General features: G+C 63.6%; 17 protein-coding genes. 12 read left to right on the forward strand and 5 right to left on the reverse strand.

Translation table 11 applies throughout. The annotated features are described in order from the left end of the window. Positions 1-658: carbamoyl-phosphate synthase domain-containing protein (locus NW75_RS15445; protein ID WP_331386167.1), on the reverse strand; the 658-nt coding region annotated here is incomplete at its 3' end. Positions 659-779: 121 nt separating this feature from the next. On the opposite strand from NW75_RS15445, the gene NW75_RS15450 reads away from it, so the two are divergent. The 9 genes from NW75_RS15450 to NW75_RS15490 all read left to right on the forward strand — a co-directional run bounded on the left by NW75_RS15450 (position 780) and on the right by NW75_RS15490 (position 10,146). After that, entirely contained in the window at positions 780-1,232 is a 453-nt protein-coding gene (locus NW75_RS15450; protein WP_033966082.1) for a GatB/YqeY domain-containing protein, read from the forward strand. Between the two features lie 167 nt (positions 1,233-1,399). After that, positions 1,400-1,873 (forward strand): GIY-YIG nuclease family protein, encoded by a 474-nt coding sequence (locus NW75_RS15455; RefSeq protein ID WP_081988786.1) that lies wholly within the window; start codon positions 1,400-1,402, stop codon positions 1,871-1,873. Beyond that, positions 1,848-3,737 (forward strand): DNA primase, encoded by a 1,890-nt coding sequence (gene dnaG / locus NW75_RS15460; RefSeq protein ID WP_033966084.1) that lies wholly within the window; start codon positions 1,848-1,850, stop codon positions 3,735-3,737. Before NW75_RS15455 ends, dnaG begins: the two co-directional genes overlap by 26 nt. Beyond that, a complete protein-coding gene (gene rpoD / locus NW75_RS15465) occupies positions 3,737-5,764 on the forward strand; it encodes an RNA polymerase sigma factor RpoD (protein ID WP_033966085.1) in 2,028 nt (675 codons plus the stop codon). The genes dnaG and rpoD overlap by 1 nt, the downstream gene beginning before the upstream one ends. 270 nt (positions 5,765-6,034) lie before the next feature. After that, positions 6,035-6,412, forward strand: coding sequence for a hypothetical protein (locus NW75_RS15470; RefSeq protein WP_197057847.1), 378 nt, complete (start codon positions 6,035-6,037; stop codon positions 6,410-6,412). 194 nt (positions 6,413-6,606) lie between these two features. Next, positions 6,607-7,266 carry a DUF6975 family protein gene (locus NW75_RS15475; protein ID WP_033966086.1) on the forward strand — a complete coding sequence of 220 codons (660 nt, stop codon included), beginning with the start codon at positions 6,607-6,609 and terminating at the stop codon, positions 7,264-7,266. Positions 7,267-7,338: 72 nt separating this feature from the next. Beyond that, positions 7,339-8,193 carry an AAA family ATPase gene (locus NW75_RS15480; protein ID WP_033966097.1) on the forward strand — a complete coding sequence of 285 codons (855 nt, stop codon included), beginning with the start codon at positions 7,339-7,341 and terminating at the stop codon, positions 8,191-8,193. A gap of 110 nt (positions 8,194-8,303) precedes the next feature. Continuing rightward, positions 8,304-8,858: a CHAP domain-containing protein gene (locus NW75_RS15485; RefSeq protein ID WP_137902625.1), complete on the forward strand. Its 555-nt coding sequence runs from the start codon at positions 8,304-8,306 to the stop codon at positions 8,856-8,858. Between the two features lie 109 nt (positions 8,859-8,967). Next, complete coding sequence (locus tag NW75_RS15490) at positions 8,968-10,146, forward strand: vWA domain-containing protein (RefSeq protein ID WP_033966088.1); 1,179 nt, start codon at positions 8,968-8,970, stop codon at positions 10,144-10,146. 9 nt (positions 10,147-10,155) lie between these two features. Here NW75_RS15490 and NW75_RS24555 read toward each other — a convergent pair whose 3' ends face one another. The 4 genes from NW75_RS24555 to NW75_RS15510 all read right to left on the reverse strand — a co-directional run bounded on the left by NW75_RS24555 (position 10,156) and on the right by NW75_RS15510 (position 12,777). Next, on the reverse strand, positions 10,156-10,299 hold the full coding sequence (locus tag NW75_RS24555; protein WP_156143049.1) for a hypothetical protein: 144 nt from the start codon (positions 10,297-10,299) through the stop codon (positions 10,156-10,158). Positions 10,300-10,470: 171 nt separating this feature from the next. Continuing rightward, the gene (locus tag NW75_RS15500; protein WP_033966090.1) at positions 10,471-11,667 is read right to left on the reverse strand and encodes an exo-beta-N-acetylmuramidase NamZ family protein; all 1,197 of its coding nucleotides are present in this window, start codon (positions 11,665-11,667) and stop codon (positions 10,471-10,473) included. Further along, positions 11,664-12,236 (reverse strand): DOMON-like domain-containing protein, encoded by a 573-nt coding sequence (locus tag NW75_RS15505; RefSeq protein WP_081988787.1) that lies wholly within the window; start codon positions 12,234-12,236, stop codon positions 11,664-11,666. Before NW75_RS15505 ends, NW75_RS15500 begins: the two co-directional genes overlap by 4 nt. 46 nt (positions 12,237-12,282) lie before the next feature. After that, the gene (locus tag NW75_RS15510; RefSeq protein WP_033966091.1) at positions 12,283-12,777 is read right to left on the reverse strand and encodes a hypothetical protein; all 495 of its coding nucleotides are present in this window, start codon (positions 12,775-12,777) and stop codon (positions 12,283-12,285) included. A gap of 177 nt (positions 12,778-12,954) precedes the next feature. On the opposite strand from NW75_RS15510, the gene rimO reads away from it, so the two are divergent. From rimO to NW75_RS15525, 3 genes are all read left to right on the forward strand, one after another. Then, the gene (gene rimO / locus NW75_RS15515) at positions 12,955-14,283 is read left to right on the forward strand and encodes a 30S ribosomal protein S12 methylthiotransferase RimO (RefSeq protein ID WP_033966092.1); all 1,329 of its coding nucleotides are present in this window, start codon (positions 12,955-12,957) and stop codon (positions 14,281-14,283) included. A gap of 48 nt (positions 14,284-14,331) precedes the next feature. Beyond that, positions 14,332-15,723 (forward strand): leucyl aminopeptidase family protein, encoded by a 1,392-nt coding sequence (locus NW75_RS15520; RefSeq protein WP_033966093.1) that lies wholly within the window; start codon positions 14,332-14,334, stop codon positions 15,721-15,723. A 132-nt stretch (positions 15,724-15,855) separates the two neighbouring features. Next, entirely contained in the window at positions 15,856-16,842 is a 987-nt protein-coding gene (locus NW75_RS15525) for a sialidase family protein (RefSeq protein ID WP_231565241.1), read from the forward strand. Positions 16,843-18,137: the final 1,295 nt, after the last annotated feature.

Below are 18,137 nucleotides of genomic sequence, written 5' to 3' on the forward strand. Positions count from 1 at the left end.
CCGCCCGCTTGCGGCACGGCCCCACCCCAGCCCCTCCCCTGAAGGGGAGGGGAGCGGAGGTGTCATAGCCTTCGCCCAGCCGCCATATGCCGCCAGCCCAACCATAATGCGTGTTGGTCGTCACCGCGATCGCCAGGTCCATGCCTTCGAGGCCCGGCCACGCTTGCGCCATGGCGAGCAAGGCGGGAATGTCGAACACGCCGTCGGCGGAGTGCGCGATCACCGCATTGGGCGCGCCGCCGCTACGGATTCGGCGGGTGAGCGCGCGCGTGTCGACGCCCGACAGGCCGATTCGCTTGTGCTTGGCCATCCAGGCATCGAGTCGCTCGACGCTGCGGAAATTGCTGGGGCCGGTCACATCCTCGCGCACGATCATGCCGAGCGCGTGGGGATCATCCGCCTCGACGTCATCGGCATTGGCGCCGACATTGCCGATATGCGGGAAGGTGAAGGTGATCATTTGCCCGGCAAAGCTCGGGTCGGTCATGATTTCCTGGTAACCGGTCATCGCGGTGTGGAAACAGACTTCGCCGACCGCGACCCCTTCCGCGCCGAATCCGCGGCCCCACACCACCTCCCCGGTTGCCAGCACCAGAACGCCGGTGGCGCCTTGGGGAGCGATGCTGTTGGACGCAGGCAGAGGTTTGGCGTCGGCCATTGCGGCGGGCACTCCATGAAAAAATTGTCGATGTCGCTAAGCGGCGGGGACTAGGTGCGCGGGGGCGATGCGTCAATCGTATAAAGCCGCTATACCCGCCGACCACCGAAAAGGACGTTCAATGATTCGTGACGACATCAAGGCCGCGCTCATCACCGCGATGAAGGGCGGCGACAAAGCGGGCACCGCGACGCTGCGCCTCGTGCAATCCGCGATCAAGAACCGCGACATCGAGGCGCGTACCGGCAAGGCCCCCGATGATGACGATGCGCTGGTGGTGGAAGTGCTGCAGAAGATGGTCAAGCAGCGCCGCGAATCGATCGAGATGTTCGTGAAGGGCGGCCGCCAGGAGCTGGCCGACGCCGAAGCCGCCGAAGTCGCGGTGATCGAGACCTTCCTGCCGACGCAGATGGACGAAGCGGCGACGGCGGCCGCGATCGAGGCGATCAAGGCCGAGCTGGGTGCGACGGGCATGAAGGACATGGGCCGCGTGATGGCCGAACTGAAAGCGCGCCACGCGACCACGCTCGACATGAGCAAGGCGAGTGCTGCGGTGAAGGCGGCGCTGGCGTAATGCACGAGGGCGCGGCCTTTCTGCCTCCCCTCCCGCTTGCGGGAGGGGCTGGGGGAGAGAAAGCCCCTTCCCCCCAACCGTTCGTTTCGAGCGAAGTCGAGAAACCTGGCACCCGCCCCCACATGTGACCGCTCGACTCGACCGGAGTCGCTGATGCACACTGCCCCATGGCATTTTGGACCTACATGCTACGATGCTCCGACGGTGCTTATTACACCGGCCATACCGATAACCTCGATCGCCGAATCGGCGAGCACCAGACCGGCGGGCATTGCGATTTCACCTCGCGGCGAATGCCGGTGACGCTTGTGTGGAGCGAGAATTTTCCGAGCCGGATCGAAGCGCTGGAAGCCGAGCGCATCGTGGGCGGCTGGTCGCGGGCGAAGAAGGAAGCGTTGATCGCCGGAGATTGGTCGATGGTGTCGCACTTTGCGCGCCCACCAATGGAGCGTTCGGCCCGCCCGCTCGCGGTCAAACCTTGCCTTGCCCCCTCCCCGTTCGTTTCGAGCGAAGTTGGGAAACCTGCGGTGGTGCCGGGTTTCTCGACTTCGCTCGAAAGAACGGTTTGGTGGATGTTCCCGCCCACAAGCACGCGGGAGGGGAAGAAAAGATCGCATGACCCTCTCCCCGCAATTCCTTGATGAACTGCGCGCGCGGACGTTGCTGTCGGGGCTGATCGGCAAGACGACCAAGCTGCAAAAGGCCGGGCGCGAGTGGCGCGCGTGCTGCCCGTTCCACAATGAGAAGACACCCAGCTTTTACGTCAATGACGACAAGGGCTTCTACCATTGCTTCGGCTGCTCGGCGCATGGCGATGCGATCCGCTGGATGACCGATCAGCGCGGCCTGCCCTTCATGGATGCGGTGAAGGAGCTGGCGCAGGCGGCGGGGATGGAGATGCCCGCGATGGACCCGCGCGCGGCGGAGAAGGCTGAGGCGGCCAAGGGGCTGCATGAAGCCTGCGCCGATGCCGCCACCTGGTTCACCGAGCAACTGAACGGCCTGCCCGGCGCGACCGCGCGCGAGGTGCTGGCCAAGCGCGGGATCAAGGCGGAGACCGCGCGCGCCTTTGGCTTGGGCTTTGCGCCCGATTCGCGCGGTGGGTTGAAGGCGGCGCTGAAGGGCTATGGCGAGCCGTTGCTGGTCGAGGCGGGGCTGTTGATCCAGGTCGAGGACAAGGCGCCCTATGACCGCTTTCGCGGGCGGCTGATGATCCCGATTCGCGATCCGCGCGGGCGCACCGTGGCGTTTGGTGGGCGCATCATTGGCGATGGCGAGCCCAAATATCTGAACTCGCCCGAAACCCCGCTCTTCGACAAGGGGCGCACGCTCTACAATCTCGACAAGGCCGCGCCCGCCACGCGCAAGACCGGGCGCGTGCTGGTGGTCGAGGGCTATATGGACGTGATCGCGCTGGCGCAGGCGGGGTTTGGCGAGGCGGTCGCCCCGCTTGGCACCGCGCTGACCGAGGCGCAGCTCGAGCGGCTGTGGCGGCTGGCCGAGGTGCCGATCCTGTGTTTCGACGGCGATGGCGCGGGGCAAAAGGCGGCTCTGCGCGCCGCGCACCGCGCGCTGCCGTTGCTCGCCCCGGGCCGCAGCCTCGCCTTTGTCACGCTGCCGCAGGGTCAGGACCCGGACGATATGGTCCGCCAGAAGGGCCCCGCCGCGTTCGAGGCACTGCTCAAGACCGCCGAACCGCTGGTCGACCGATTATGGTCGAGCGAACTCGCCGCCGAACCCCTCACCACGCCCGAGCAGAAAGCGGGGCTGAAGCAGCGCCTGAAGGAGCGCGCGGAGAGCATCGCCGATCCCGGCGTGCGCACCGAATATCTGGCGGAATTCCGTCGCCGCTTCGACGCGCTCTATGCGCAGCAGCGCGCGGCGTTCGTGCCGCTCGCGCCGTTTACGCCGCGTCGCGGTGGCGCACGCAAGCCCGGACAGCCATGGAAGGCCCCGCCCGGCCCGGTCGGTGCCGGGGCCAAGCGCCTGCAACAGCATGGCATTGACGGTGTGTTGACCAAACCCGTGCTGGCGGGGCTATTACTGCATCCGAGCGAAATCTGTCGGCATATGGGGGAGTTGGGTCGGCTGCATTTGACCGATCCCGCCCTCGCCCATCTGCTCGATGCGATGATTGATTCGGCCGTCGAACATCAGGCGCTTGATAGTGAGCACCTTCTTACCATATTGGCTGCATCTGGATTTGATATAATCGCGCAAGATTTGCTGCGGGCCGACCAACTCTCGTGTTCGTTTACGCAAAAGGACGCCGACCCCGCCAGGGCACGCGAGGACCTCGACGAGGCGATCGCGATCCTGGTGACTCGGCCGGAAGTGGATGCGGCTTTGGCCGAGGCGACGGCGACGATGCAGGCGAAGTATTCGGATGAAGCATATGAGCGGCAAGTGTCGCTTGTGAATGAACAACAGGCTTTGAACGCGCGACTTGCCAATCTGGTGCAGTCGAACGAAGACGCCAGAGCTTTTAGTACTGAGGGCAATTGATGGCGAAGACGGATATGGCGGACGTGGCGGACACCACCGAGGGTAGCGACGCACCGCTGATCGATTTGAACGACGCGTCGATCAAGAAGGTGATCGCCCGCGCGAAAAAGCGTGGCTACATCACCTACGAGCAACTCAACGAAGCTCTGCCCCAGGGCGAGATGTCGTCGGATCAGATCGAGGACATCAGCGCCGCGCTCAGCGAAATGGGCATCAACATCGTCGAGAATGACGAGCAGGGCGAAGAAGGCGACGAAGCCACCAAGTCCGAGGACGATGACGACGCCGAACCCGTCGACGCTTCCGAAGACCTTGGGCCTGCGCTCGACGTCAAGAAAAAGGAGGTCATCGATCGCACCGATGACCCGGTGCGGATGTACCTGCGCGAAATGGGCGCGGTCGAGCTGCTCAGCCGCGAGGGCGAAATCGCCATCGCCAAGCGGATCGAGGCCGGTCGCGACACGATGATCCTCGGCCTGTGCGAATCACCCATCACCTTCAACGCGATCATCGCCTGGTCGACCGCGCTTAACGAAGGCACGATGCAGCTGCGCGAGATCATGGATCTCGACGCGATGCTGTCGAAGGACCCCGCCCCGGAAGCGCTGGCCGAAGCCGAAGAGGGCGATGGCGAGATTTCCGAAAAGAATGCAGGCCCGTCGTTCAAGGAAGAGGCCGAGCCCGAAGAGCCGTCAGTTGACGAGGATGAGGATGGCGAGCGCCGCACGCCGCGCGCCTCCGACGATGAGGAAGAGGACAACACCCTTAGCCTCGCGCAGATGGAAGAGCAGCTCAAGCCGATCGCGCTGGAACGCTTTGCCAACATCACTGCGCTGTACAAGAAATTCTCCAAGATCCAGCAGGCCCGGCTCGACGCGATGGCGGGCGGCGGCGAACTGTCGAGCAGCGACGAGAAGAAATATCACAAGCTGCGCGAGGAACTGACCGCCGAGGTCGAGAGCGTCCAGTTCCACAATGCCAAGATCGAATATCTGGTCGACCAGCTTTATGCCTTCAACCGGCGCCTGACCGCGCTGGGCGGGCAGATGCTGCGCCTCGCCGAGCGCCACAAGGTGTCGCGCAAGGACTTCCTCGATCGCTATATCGGCCATGAGCTGGACGAGCAGTTCCTGCCCTCGGTCGCCAAGCTCGACAAGAAATGGACCGCCTTCGTCACCAACGAAAGCGAAGCCGCCGATCGCATCCGCATGGAAATTTCGGACATCAGCCAGGCCACGGGCATGGCGCTGACCGAGTTCCGCCGCATCGTCAACATGGTGCAGAAGGGTGAACGCGAGGCGCGCATCGCGAAGAAAGAGATGGTCGAGGCCAATCTCCGCCTCGTGATCTCGATCGCCAAGAAATACACCAATCGCGGCCTGCAATTCCTGGATCTCATCCAGGAGGGCAATATCGGCCTGATGAAGGCGGTGGATAAGTTCGAATATCGCCGCGGCTACAAGTTCAGCACCTATGCGACCTGGTGGATCCGCCAGGCAATCACCCGCTCGATTGCCGATCAGGCGCGCACCATCCGTATCCCAGTGCACATGATCGAGACGATCAACAAGCTGGTGCGCACCAGCCGTCAGTTCCTCCACGAGCAGGGCCGCGAGCCGACGCCCGAGGAAATGGCCGAGCGCCTCTCCATGCCTTTGGAGAAGGTCCGCAAGGTGATGAAGATCGCCAAGGAGCCGATCTCCCTCGAAACGCCGATCGGCGACGAGGAAGACAGCCATCTCGGCGACTTCATCGAGGACAAGAACGCGATCATCCCGGTCGACGCGGCGATCCAGGCGAACCTCAAGGAAACCGTTACGCGGGTTCTGGCCAGCCTCACCCCGCGAGAAGAGCGTGTGTTGCGCATGCGCTTCGGCATCGGCATGAACACCGATCACACGCTGGAAGAAGTCGGCCAGCAATTCTCGGTCACGCGTGAACGCATCCGCCAGATCGAGGCCAAGGCGCTGCGCAAGCTGAAGCACCCGAGCCGCAGCCGCAAGATGCGCAGCTTCCTCGATCAGTAAGCCAAGGGCCCGGCGGCGCAGGTACGTCGCCGGGCTTTGCTATCGCACGCCGTCCAAATTGCTCCGTTTCGGAGGCGAGCTGTGACGTAGCGGCGAGCGTTGCGTACATTGGGGCGTATGTCGTCCCTCACCGCACCCGCTGCCGAACACATGGTTACTGCATCCGATTTGGTGCGACATTTCGGCTTGTGGCAGGAACGCGCGTCACGCGCGCCGATCTATATTCTGCACCGCGGTCGGCCGCGTCTCGTTCTCGTTTCGGTCGAGACAATGAACGCCTTATGCGCGATCCCGTCGGATCCACCGGACCGCGCCTTTCTCTCCGCCGAAGCGATCACCGCAACACAACTGCTCGACAATGTCCGCGATATCGTCTTGCTTGCAGACCGCGAGACCACGATTTTGGCATCCAGCCGGACTGCGCGCGCACATTTCGGGCAAATCGTCACGCCCGGCGCGCCCGTCGACACGATCACCCCGCCGCCATCCCGCGCGCTTCTTGCCGGGGCAATGCGGCGGGTTGGCAATTCGGGCATTGGAGAAAGCCTGACACTCCCGTCCGCCGCCCGCGCTGGCCGTATGCTGGCGCTCAGGATCGAACCGATCGGCGACGGCACCGGCATCTTTGCCGAAGATGTCACGCCCTAGCCGGTGCCGGACCTGCCGCGTCGCCCTCTCGCCGCGATGGTCGGAGCGCAGGGCGCTGCAAAAGCTGGTTGAGACACCCTTAATCGCAACTACACCAGGTCTTTACGCCCTTCGGTATAACCCTTGCCGCACTGCTTGCCCGACGGGCGCAATCCGGCGGCACTGCCGGCAGATATAGGGACGATTCGAAGATCATGGTGATCGCATCGATACAGGTGAAGACAGGGGGCTATGCGGGCAGCATTGCGGCTCTGGCGACAAGCGACGGATGTGCTGGCCACGCGATCGTCCGCCGTTTGACACAGGCCGCAGTCGTCGGCCGCGATCTCGCCGATGCTGTCCATGCCCTATGCGCCGTTCACGGACGCCTGACCAATCTGTTCGAGGAGGCGAATCGTCGCCCCGTACCCGATCTCGACAATCGCTGGCTTGCGGAAGCGACGGACGCCTTTGGCGTTGAACGGGCTAATCTTGCGCGCCTAACCGCTGCCGTCGGCCCCCTACCCTCCACGCCGGGCCAGGCGGAAAGCGATGCTGCGTTTGCAGCCCAGCGCCATGCCTTCGATATGCTGGCGCGCTCTGACCGCTCGGGATGTTCCGTAGGAGCGGCCATGGCGTTGGTAATCGACTGGCACGCCTTTCGCGCTGTTCTCGACGCGGCCGCGCTCCGCACCGGCGGCACCATCGTGCCCTGTGTCCTGCCCAGTGCCTCGACGATTACGATGCTCGCAACCGATGCCATCCCCGCACCCGTCCGCCGCGCGATCGCCTTCGGCGCTCAGCAGACTTTCGCCCAGCATCGTGGGCTGTGCGATTTGATCGAGGCCCGCGCAAGCGCACGCGACAAGCTATAGCCACCGCTTGCGCGTGAGGGGCGTTTCCCTCTATCGCCGTACCCGGTATTCAAATGAAACGGGATGCAAGCGATGAAGCGCTTCGACGGTACGCAAGGCTATGTCGCAACCGATGACCTGAAAGTCGCGGTCAACGCGGCCGTTACGCTCCGCCGTCCCTTGCTGGTAAAGGGCGAACCCGGCACCGGCAAAACCGTCCTCGCATATGAAATCGCCAAGGCACTCGATACCGAATTGATCGAGTGGAACATCAAGTCCACCACCAAGGCGCAGCAGGGCCTGTACGAATATGACGCGGTGGCGCGCCTGCGCGACGGGCAATTGGGCGACGAGCGCGTCCACGATATCGGCAATTACATCCGCCGTGGCAAATTGTGGGAGGCGTTCACCCGGCCCAAGCCGCCGGTGCTGCTGATCGACGAGATCGACAAGGCCGACATCGAATTCCCCAACGATCTGTTGCAGGAACTCGATCGTATGGAATTCCATGTCTACGAAACGCGGGAAACCATCCGCGCGGTCGAGCGCCCGATCGTCATCATCACCAGCAATAACGAAAAAGAGCTGCCCGACGCCTTCCTGCGCCGTTGCTTCTTTCACTACATCAAATTCCCCGATCGCGAGACGATGCAGGCCATCGTCGATGTCCACTTCCCCGGCATCCAGAAGATCCTGGTCAACCGGGCGATGGACATTTTCTACGATGTGCGCGACGTGCCCGGCCTGAAGAAGAAGCCGAGCACCAGCGAATTGCTCGATTGGCTGAAATTGCTGCTGCACGAGGACATGCCGCTCGACGTGTTGCAAAACCGCGATCCGACCAAGGCGATCCCGCCGCTGCACGGTGCCCTGCTCAAGAACGAGCAGGATGTGATGCTGTTCGAACGCCTCGCCTTCATGGCCAAGCGGCAGCAGAATAAGGGATAGCGCGCGCGCCCCCGTTTCCGCCAAAACAGCTCAATTTCAACGTGGTAAACGCGGCATAAAGCCTGTAACGATACGCTCTTGCGGGGGTGCAGCCAGTATTGGGTGCATGTATGCGTTGCGTCGTTGTTTCTCTTGCGTTGGTATTCGCCCCACCGGCGATGGCCGCTGCCGCGCCATCCTTGCTCGATTATGTAGGCGAGTGCGTTCCCTTTGCGCGTGCCGCTTCCGGCATCCAGATTTATGGCGACGCCTGGACATGGTGGGGTCAGGCCGCCGGGCGCTATCGGCGCGGCGATACGCCGCGCCCCGGCGCGGTCATCGTTTTCGCGCGCAGCGCGCGACTCCCGCTCGGCCATGTCGCGGTGATCAGCCGAGTCGTCGACCATCGCGTCGTCATGGTCACCCACGCCAATTGGTCGCGCCAGAACGGCGAACGCGGCCACGCCGAGCAGGATGTGACGCTGACCGACGCCTCGCCGTATAATGACTGGAGCGCGGTGAAGGTGTGGTATCGTGACCGGGACGGACTCGGCAGCACCATCTATCCGACCTACGGCTTCATTTACGGCATACCGGAAAGCCATGGTCCACGCGCGCGGACCGCGGCGGAATTGACCGGGCGCAGTCCAGACTATGTCGGTGCCCTGATCGACGCCTATCGGTAACGCTGCCCGTGCTTGCAGGAGCGCACCGCACCGGGCATGTTGCAGGCAACGGGGCATCTGGCCCCTGCCCTGGCCTCTCCCCGGATGCGGGAGGGGGAAGAGATGTGCCATGTTTCTCGATTTCCTCGACGCACTGCGCGCCGCCGGCATCCCGGCCAGCCTCAAAGAGCATTTGCTGCTGCTGGAGGCGCTCGACGCCGAGGTGATCGATCGCACGCCTGAGGATTTCTATTACCTGTCGCGCGCGGTGTATGTGAAGGATGAAGGCCTGCTCGACCGCTTCGATCAGGTCTTTGCCAAGGTGTTCCGGGGCGTTGCCACGACCTTCGGCCAAAGCCCGGCGGAAATCCCGGCTGACTGGTTGAAAGCGGTCGCCGAGAAATATCTGACGCCCGAAGAGATGGCCAAGATCGAATCGCTCGGATCGTGGGACGAGATCATGGAGACGCTCAAGAAGCGGCTCGACGAGCAGCAGGAGCGCCACCAGGGCGGCAATAAGTGGATCGGCACCGGCGGCACCTCGCCTTATGGCAATTCGGGCTACAATCCGGAGGGCGTCCGCATCGGCGGCGAGTCGACGCACAAGCGCGCGCTGAAAGTGTGGGACCAGCGCGACTTCAAGAACCTCGACAACACGCGCGAACTGGGCACGCGCAACATCAAGATTGCGCTGCGCCGCCTGCGCAAATTCGCGCGCGAGGGGGCCGCCGACGAACTCGACATTGATGCGACGATCGCGGGAACGGCGCGGCAGGGCTGGCTCGACGTGGTGATGCGCGCGGAACGCCGCAATGCGGTGAAGCTGCTGCTGTTCCTTGACGTGGGCGGATCGATGGACCCGTGGGTGAAGCTGTGCGAGGAATTGTTCTCGGCGGCGACGAGCGAGTTCAAGAATCTGGAATTTTTCTACTTCCACAATTGCCCGTATGAAGGCGTGTGGAAGGATAATATGCGCCGCTTTTCCGAGCGCACCCCGATGTGGGACGTGCTCCACAAATTCGGCCATGATTACAAACTGGTGTTCGTCGGCGATGCCTCGATGAGCCCCTATGAGATCACCCATCCGGGCGGCTCGGTCGAGCATTTCAACGAGGAATCGGGTGCTGTGTGGATGCAGCGGCTGACCAATACCTATCCGGCGGCGGTGTGGCTGAACCCGATCCCCGAACAGCAATGGGGCTATTCGCAAAGCCTGCGCATCCTCCGCGAATTGATGAACGAGCGTATGTACCCGCTGACGCTGGCGGGCCTCGACGAGGCGATGCGGGAATTGACGCGGAAGCGGTAAGCCGGGGCTTTACACCGGCATCGCCTGTAGCTTTTGCAGATAGGTTTCGATCAGAACGAGGCGACGTTTCCGTGCTTCCTCGGTAACCGCCCGGGCGACCGCGAGTCGCTCCGCCGTAACGCGACGCATGTAGAAGTGGCGATCGGATTCCACGACGTCCCATCCTTCCGGAGATAAGCGATCCGACAAGGCCCCCGCCTGCCGCGAATCGTATAAAAGCGTCATGACGGGATTGGCGATGTTGCACCACAGCAACAGGTTGGTGGAATCCCTGAGTCGTTGCGCGAGCGCGACGAAATGAGTGACCGTGTCGCGAAGGCGGTCTCAGTAGCGCAGATATGGCTGCCGAATCTGCTCCCAGGCCTCCTCATCCGCCGCCGCCAACACGTTGAGATCGGCCGGAGTCGCGGTCGCGTCATCTGTCCACAAGCGCAAGCCCGGTCCCCCGTTGATGACGTCGATCGGCAATTTGCCGAAAGCGTATTCGTAGGGGAAATCGCGCCACAGATCATAGTCCGGGTACAAGGCTCGGATCGCCTTGAACGCCAGCGCCTGTACCCGCCAGGGGCGGAATGCCGCGTGATCGTAAGACGGCCCCTCGGCATGGATCTGCACGCCATTGCACAGCGTCTTCACATGCTTGTGAAAGGTCGGTTCGAACCAGATGTCGCGCAAGCGCGCGCCGGCGAGCCAATCGGGTGCCAGGCGGCGCATTTCGGCGACGACCGCGCGCGCATCAATGTCAGGCGCGCCGAACAGTTCGAGCGGGCGTGTGGTGCCGCGCCCCTCGGACAAAGTGGTGCCCTCCAGCATCACCGTGCCGGGATACGCGCGCGCCATCATGACATTGGGGGCATTGGGACTGGGGTTGATCCACACGCGATCGGTCGGCCAGCCGAAGCCGGGGGCGGCGTCGGGCTGCCAGCCTTCCATTTCGATCACCCGATACTCGACATCGAGTTTCAGCAGATCGATGAACCAATGGCCGAGTTCGCCCATCGTCAGCCCGTGGCGCATCGGCATCGGCCCCGCGCCGACGAAACTCTCCCAGCCGGGCAACAGCGTCAGCCCCTCGACCGGGCGGCCGACGGGATTGGGGCGATCGAGCACCCATACCGCCTTGTGGTGCTCGGCAGCCGCCTCCAGCACGTAGCGCAGCGTGGTGATGAAGGTGTAGATGCGCGTGCCGAGATCCTGCAGATCGACCAGCATCACGTCGAACGTGCCCATCGATTGCCCGGTGGGCCTGCGGACTTCACCGTAAAGGCTGAACACCGGCATGCCGTAAGTCGGATCGGTGAAGTCGGGCGACTCCTCCATATTGTCCTGCAGATCGCCGCGCACGCCATGCTGCGGGCCGAACATCGCGGTGACGTTCAGCCCCGCCGCGATCAGCGCGTCGACCGAATGCGTCAGGTCGCGCGTGACGGAAGCCGGGTGGGCGAGCAAGGCGATGCGCTTGCCCTCCAGTGGCTTGCGCAAAGCGGGGTCGGCGAGGAGGCGATCGATACCGAAGTTCATGCGTGCTCAGGTGCCGGGAGGGTCGCGATAAAGCAATCCCGGTTGTGGAAATCGGGCGGGCCGGGCGCGTGGGCAAGCGCCCAATAGGATTTGGTGCCGTCGGTTTCCTCGATGACGGCGGTCAGGCCGAGATCAAACGGTTCGCCTGGGAGATCGGAAAGAGGCTGCTCGACCTCGACCAGATAATCGGAGGTGTCGTCGCCGCGATCGACGAGCGGCGGGCTGGACAAAGGCAGATCACGCCCGCCCGCGCGGTGCGCATCGAAGCGGTACGCCGCCCATTGGGTCGAAGGCGAATAGTTGAACTCGACATAGGCCTCCGTCCCCGGCAACCCCAGAAACATCTCGCCACACGTCGTTTTCCATAAGTCATCCCTACGCGTTGAGGTCGCCCAATCAGGGAGCGCGACATGGTCATTGCCGTGGACGATGAAGGTGAGCAGCAGCGCACCCTCGCGCACGACGATCCGAACGCGCACTGCCTCGACCTTGGCCGGCGGCGTGTCGGGGTGCGGTACCAGCTCATATTCCTGCATCAGCGCGTCCTTGGTGATGGCGGAAGACCGCAAGTCGCGTTCTTTGCGGTTGCATGATCTGGTCTTGCCCGCCGATCCTTCAACACCGCCGCTCCTTCCTGTTCCATGCCGGGATCACCCGCAGTCGGCGTTTGCCCCAATAGCTCAGATCCATCGAGATCCTGACTGGCATGCCTGTGTGCGTGTAGATGATCTGGTCGCCACGATCACCGCTGCCTGTGTTGCAGCTTCGCCAGCCCTGCTTTTCCAGCACATCGGTGATCTTATAGACGGCATATTGGTCCTGATCGTGCCACACCGTCACCTGGTCGAAGCCGCCGCTGCCGTCGTTGCCGGTCAGGTCCACCGCAGCCTCATAGGGGCCCGTACCATCGATCATCACGCCGTGGCGGCGGCAGCGCAGGCTGCCCCAATCGGGTGTGACGCAATCGGTGAAGCCCGCGCGGCGGGCATCCGCCATGCTGCCGCTGACCGGAAGCCCGGCGAACATCACGCGCGGCGGTGGCGGTCTGGAGCTTTGCGCGCCGCATCCCGCGAGCAGCAGGAACGCCAGGCAGGGTGCGGATCGTGCCATGAACGGGAACCTTGGCGGTACGGTGTACCGGTTAAACGAGAGGCGAAACCAAGACGATAAAAGCGACCGTCGCGATGGCATAGCCATGAATCACCCGGCGAAGGAAAGGCGCCAGGCAGCGCCCAAGCGGCAATCGCTGGAAAAATCCCGCGACTGCGCTTATGTGCCGCCGTTCCCATGGCAACAACACTCCCCTCCCCGCCGAAGATCGGCATGGTCTCGCTCGGCTGCCCGAAGAATCTGGTCGATAGCGAACGGATCCTGACCAAGCTGCGCAGCGATGGCTATCAGATGTCGCCCGATTATGCCGGGGCCGATGTCGTGCTGGTCAACACCTGCGGGTTTCTCGATTCGGCCAAGGAGGAAAGCCTCGAAGCAATTGGCGAGGCGATTGCCGAGAATGGCCGGGTCATCGTCACCGGCTGCATGGGCAAGGAAGCCGAGACGATCCGCGCGCGCTTCCCCAATGTGCTGGCCGTTACCGGCGCGCACCAATATGAGGAAGTGGTCGGCGCGGTGCATGACGCCGCCCCGATGCCGCCGAGCGCGTTCCTCAATCTGGTGCCCGAAAGCGGGCTGAAGCTGACCCCGCGCCATTACAGCTATCTCAAGATTTCCGAGGGGTGCAACCACCGCTGCGCCTTCTGCATCATCCCGAGCTTGCGCGGCGATCTGGTCAGCCGCCGCCCCGATGCGATCCTGCGCGAGGCGGAAAAGCTGATCGAGGCGGGCACCAAGGAATTGCTGGTGATCAGCCAGGATACCTCGGCCTACGGCGTCGACATCCGCCACCAGCCGCGGATGTGGCATGGCGAGGAAGTCCGCGCGCATATGACCGACCTGTCGCGCGAGCTGGGCAAATTGGGCGCGTGGGTGCGGTTGCATTATGTCTACCCCTACCCGCATGTCGACCAGGTCATCCCGCTGATGGCCGAGGGGCTGATCCTCCCCTATCTCGACATCCCGTTCCAGCATGCCAGCCGCAACGTGCTGAAGCTGATGAAGCGCCCGGCGAACGAGACCAAGGTGCTCGAACGCATCAAGCATTGGCGGAGGATCGCGCCCGACATCGCGATTCGGTCGACCTTCGTCGTCGGCTTCCCCGGCGAGACCGAGGACGATTTCGCCTATCTGATGGACTGGCTGCAGGAAGCGCAGCTCGACCGCGTCGGCGCCTTCCGCTTCGAGCCAGTCGAAGGGGCAGCGGCCAATGCCCTGCCCGATCCGGTGCCCGAAGAGATCAAGGAAGAGCGCTACGCACGGCTGATGGAGCTGACCGCGCGCATCTCAGCGGAGAAATTGCAGGCCAAGGTCGGCCGCACGCTCGACGTGATCATCGACGAGGTCGGCGAGGATGGCGCGACCGGGCGATCCAAGGCGGATGCGCCCGAGATCGACGGCGAGGTGTTCCTGCGCGATGCCGGGCATTTGACGCAGGGCGACATCGTGCGCGTCGAGATCGAGGATGCCGACGAGCATGATCTGTACGGGGTGCCGCTCGCCTGAGCCTCAGCACGGCTTGCGCAGCGGCCCCGCGCTTCCGATAAAGGGCGCATGATCTTCAACCCCGCAGCCTTGCTGCAGCCCGATCGCGGCCAGCCCGCGCGCCTCATCCATGTCGTGCATCCCGACCAGTGGGAGAGCTGGCTGAAGGCACAACCGCCGCGCATCCGTACGACGGTGGCGGCGCATCGGCTGACCGGCAAGGCGGGCAACCGCGCGGTGCTGCCGGGCGATGGGCCAGACGATTGGGCGATGCTGCTGGTGTGCAACGAAAGCCTCGACTCGCCGTGGCGGATCGCCTCGCTGGGCGAGCAATTGCCCGAAGGCATCTATCGCCTGGCCGAGGGCGAGCCCGGCGCCGCGATGCTGGGCTGGGCGCTCGCGCAGCACAAGTTCGACCGCTATCGCAGCGACGAGGTGACAACGGGCGCGCGCGTGCTGCTGACCGGCGAGCCCGCGCGGATCGAGGAGACGGTGCGCCTGGCGCAAGCGGTCGCCAGCGTGCGCGATCTGGTCAACACCGCTGCCGCCGATCTCGGGCCCGCTGAACTGGAGGGTGAAGCGGAGGCGCTGGCCAAGGCGCATGGCGCGAGCGTGACCGTCACCAAAAGCGAAGCGCTGGTAAAGGGCTATCCGATGATCCACGCGGTCGGCCAGGCCGCCGCCAAGGGGCGCGAGCCCCGGCTGATCGAGCTCGAATGGGGAAATCCGGCGCATCCGCGCATCGCGATCATCGGCAAGGGCGTGTGCTTCGATTCGGGCGGGCTCGACATCAAGCCCTCCTCGGGCATGCGGCTGATGAAGAAGGACATGGGCGGCGCGGCGCATGCGCTGGCGCTGGCCGGGCTGGTGATGGCGGCGCGGCTGCCGGTGCGGCTACACCTGCTGATCCCGGCGGTGGAGAACAGCATAGCGGGCAACGCCTTCCGCCCCGGCGACGTGCTGCGCACGCGCAAGGGGCTGACGGTCGAGAACACCAATACCGATGCCGAGGGGCGGCTGGTGCTGGGCGACGCGATCACCCGCGCCGCCGAGGAGACGCCCACGCTGATCCTCGATTTCGCGACGCTGACCGGCGCGGCGCGCGTGGCGCTGGGGCCGGATCTGCCCGCGACCTTCGCCAATGACGATGCGCTGGCCGAGGCGTTGCTGGCGGCGGGCACGGCGGTTTACGATCCGCTGTGGCGGATGCCGCTGTGGGATGGCTATGACGACATGCTGTCCTCCGACATTGCCGACATGGTCAACGCGCCCGATGGTGGCTTTGCCGGCGCGGTGACGGCGGCGCTGTTCCTGCGGCGCTTCGTGCCCGAGGGCACGCCATGGGCGCATTTCGATACCTTTGCGTGGCGGCCTTCGGCCAAGCCGGGGCGGCCAAAGGGTGGCGAAGCGCTGGGCCTGCGCGCGGCCTGGGCGATGCTGAAGGCGCGCTATCCGGGGTGAGCGGGGCATGGTCGTCACCCCGGCCTGTGCCGGGGTCCACCGTCATCCGAGACCTTTGGCCGCAGAATGTGCGGCACGGTGGATGCCGGGACGAGCCCGGCATGACGGGGGAGCGTAGGAAGTGGTTGGGCGATGAGACTGCAGATGATCTTGCGGTATTTCCGGACACTGTTGGTCGCGCTGGCGGCGCTGCCGATGGCGGCGCTTGCCGCCCCCTCCCCGATCCTGCTGTCCGAATTCATCGACCCCGCCCCGCCTTACCCGCAGGCACATGCCTCGACCATCGTCGAACTGCCCGACGGCACGCTCGCCGCCGCGTGGTTCGGGGGCACGGGGGAGAGCCGCCCCGACGTGACGATCTGGTTTGCGCGCCGTGGGGCGCATGGGTGGGACAAGCCGGTTTCGGTCGCCGACGGGCAAAGCGCGGATGGGACGCGCTACCCGACCTGGAACCCGGTGCTGTTCCAGCCGCCGGGCGGGCCGCTCACCCTATTCTACAAGGTCGGCCCCAATCCGCGTGGCTGGTGGGGGATGGTCAAGACCTCCAGCGATGGCGGGCGCCACTGGAGCGCGGCGCAGCGCCTGCCCGAGGGTGTGCTGGGGCCGATCAAGAACAAGCCGGTGGTGCTGGCGGACGGAAGCTGGCTGTCACCCTCCAGCCGCGAAGTCGGCACGCCCGAGGAAAACCACTGGTTTATCCGCATGGAGCGCTCGATCGATCGCGGCAAGACATGGACGGTCGAGCCGCCAATCGCCTCGCCCATGGGGATCGAGGCGATCCAGCCGAGCGTGCTGCACTTTGCCGATGGGTGCCTGGCGCTGATCGCGCGGACGCGGCAGGGTGCGCTGGCGATGAGCTGGTCGCACGATGCCGGCAAGAGCTGGTCGCCTTTGGTGGCGGCGGACTTGCCCAACCCCAATGCCGGCACCGACGCGGTGACGCTGGCCGACGGGCGGCAGTTGATCGTCTACAACCACAGCGCGCACTGGCCCGATCAGCCGGGCAACGGCCCGCGCTGGCCGCTCAACATCGGCCTGTCGCGCGATGGGGTTTCGTGGCGCAACGTGCTGACCTGGAGGACAAACCGCTGCCCGATGGCTATGCCTATCCGGCGGTGATCCAGACCAGGGATGGGCTGGTACACATTAGTTATACCTATAACCGGACGCATATCCGGCATGTGGTGGTCGATCCGGCTCGGCTTGGGGGTTAGGGGGCGGGGTTTGGCCGCTTACGGGTTTGCGATTAGGAGGCGGGTAACTCCAGTTTCGTCCAACAATAGACGGCCCCGCGCATTCGTCACAACAAACATCGAATTGATTTCGGAATCGTTTGAGCGAATGATCCACAGGTCACGAATGGGGGACAAATGATTCAGCGGAAAGCAAACTCGAAGGCAGTTGTCGTTGCGACTATACCAGCCTTCACGCCCCCCTATCATATTCCTGCTTCAACGGCGCCACGCCCTGATTTTGTCGTTGGGCTATGGATTGGATTGATGACAGGCGGATGATCATGTGGATTGCGTTGGCCATACGCGACTCTACCGAGTTAAGGATCAGCGCGGACATTCGATTACAAAGGTAGGAATGATGGCGGTAAATCAGTAGAATTCCGCTACTGATCTAATTGTAGACCTTGAGCGTCAGATTTAATCATGGACACCTCTTGATCTGGAGCAACTATGATCTTTTCACTAATTTTAACAGCCATGTTGCAGGAAATTCCTTCCGAACCAATCCTCTGGCGTGACCTTCGGGCTGGCATGCCGAAATCGCAGGTAAAAACACTATACCCAAAATATCGAGCGGAGGTTGTTGAAGGATGCCCTGTTCAAGTGCTCAGCACCTACAAAAAGATAACTTACGAACAGTTATCCTCGTTAATACAATAAATTCTCCTCCGTGCTCTGATCGTGTCAGGTTAGATTTAGTACAGGCATATGGCTCTCCGCAGATGGAACGTAGTGGGACAGAGGAAACCGGGACCGTATCTGCTGGGAGTTCGGTCAGCAGCTTTTCACATCATCGCCATGATGAAACTTGGGTTATAGGACCATTGAGGATTTTGTTCGTCACGTTTCCGGGCTCGCACAAGGGTTACAATATTATATTCTCGAAAGCATCGGAAGGATTGGTTTCGGGTTACCGGTAGCGGCGGCTTTTCCACCGCTTCCTGCCATTCGCGATCTGTAGCGCTATGGCCTAGATGGCGTAGACCTCCCAAGCTGTTACCTGGGTGACGGACTGGCAACCCAGTTCGCGGCGAAGACGGATCAGAGGAGCGCGTGCGATGGCCACGGGCAAACAACGGCGACGCTTAGCGGCAAATCCCTCTCCCATCGGGCGAGGGAGGGAGCGGCGAAGCGCGGAAGGGTGAGGGTGAGTGGGGGTGATCGCGCCTGCGCGCGCCG

It is taken from the genome of Sphingomonas sp. Ant H11 (genome assembly GCF_000797515.1).
Classification (GTDB): Bacteria; Pseudomonadota; Alphaproteobacteria; order Sphingomonadales; family Sphingomonadaceae; genus Sphingomonas.

What these genes read in the sequence shown, in the direction of transcription:
- NW75_RS15450 (WP_033966082.1), top strand. Translation starts at nt 780, where the DNA reads ATGATTCGTGACGACATCAAGGCCGCGCTCATCACCGCGATGAAGGGC.
- NW75_RS15455 (WP_081988786.1), top strand. Translation starts at nt 1,400, where the DNA reads ATGGCATTTTGGACCTACATGCTACGATGCTCCGACGGTGCTTATTAC.
- dnaG (WP_033966084.1), top strand. Translation starts at nt 1,848, where the DNA reads ATGACCCTCTCCCCGCAATTCCTTGATGAACTGCGCGCGCGGACGTTG.
- rpoD (WP_033966085.1), top strand. Translation starts at nt 3,737, where the DNA reads ATGGCGAAGACGGATATGGCGGACGTGGCGGACACCACCGAGGGTAGC.
- NW75_RS15470 (WP_197057847.1), top strand. Translation starts at nt 6,035, where the DNA reads ATGAACGCCTTATGCGCGATCCCGTCGGATCCACCGGACCGCGCCTTT.
- NW75_RS15475 (WP_033966086.1), top strand. Translation starts at nt 6,607, where the DNA reads ATGGTGATCGCATCGATACAGGTGAAGACAGGGGGCTATGCGGGCAGC.
- NW75_RS15480 (WP_033966097.1), top strand. Translation starts at nt 7,339, where the DNA reads ATGAAGCGCTTCGACGGTACGCAAGGCTATGTCGCAACCGATGACCTG.
- NW75_RS15485 (WP_137902625.1), top strand. Translation starts at nt 8,304, where the DNA reads ATGCGTTGCGTCGTTGTTTCTCTTGCGTTGGTATTCGCCCCACCGGCG.
- NW75_RS15490 (WP_033966088.1), top strand. Translation starts at nt 8,968, where the DNA reads ATGTTTCTCGATTTCCTCGACGCACTGCGCGCCGCCGGCATCCCGGCC.
- NW75_RS15500 (WP_033966090.1), bottom strand. Translation starts at nt 11,667, where the DNA reads ATGAACTTCGGTATCGATCGCCTCCTCGCCGACCCCGCTTTGCGCAAG.
- NW75_RS15510 (WP_033966091.1), bottom strand. Translation starts at nt 12,777, where the DNA reads ATGGCACGATCCGCACCCTGCCTGGCGTTCCTGCTGCTCGCGGGATGC.
- rimO (WP_033966092.1), top strand. Translation starts at nt 12,955, where the DNA reads ATGGCAACAACACTCCCCTCCCCGCCGAAGATCGGCATGGTCTCGCTC.
- NW75_RS15520 (WP_033966093.1), top strand. Translation starts at nt 14,332, where the DNA reads ATGATCTTCAACCCCGCAGCCTTGCTGCAGCCCGATCGCGGCCAGCCC.
- NW75_RS15525 (WP_231565241.1), top strand. Translation starts at nt 15,856, where the DNA reads ATGAGACTGCAGATGATCTTGCGGTATTTCCGGACACTGTTGGTCGCG.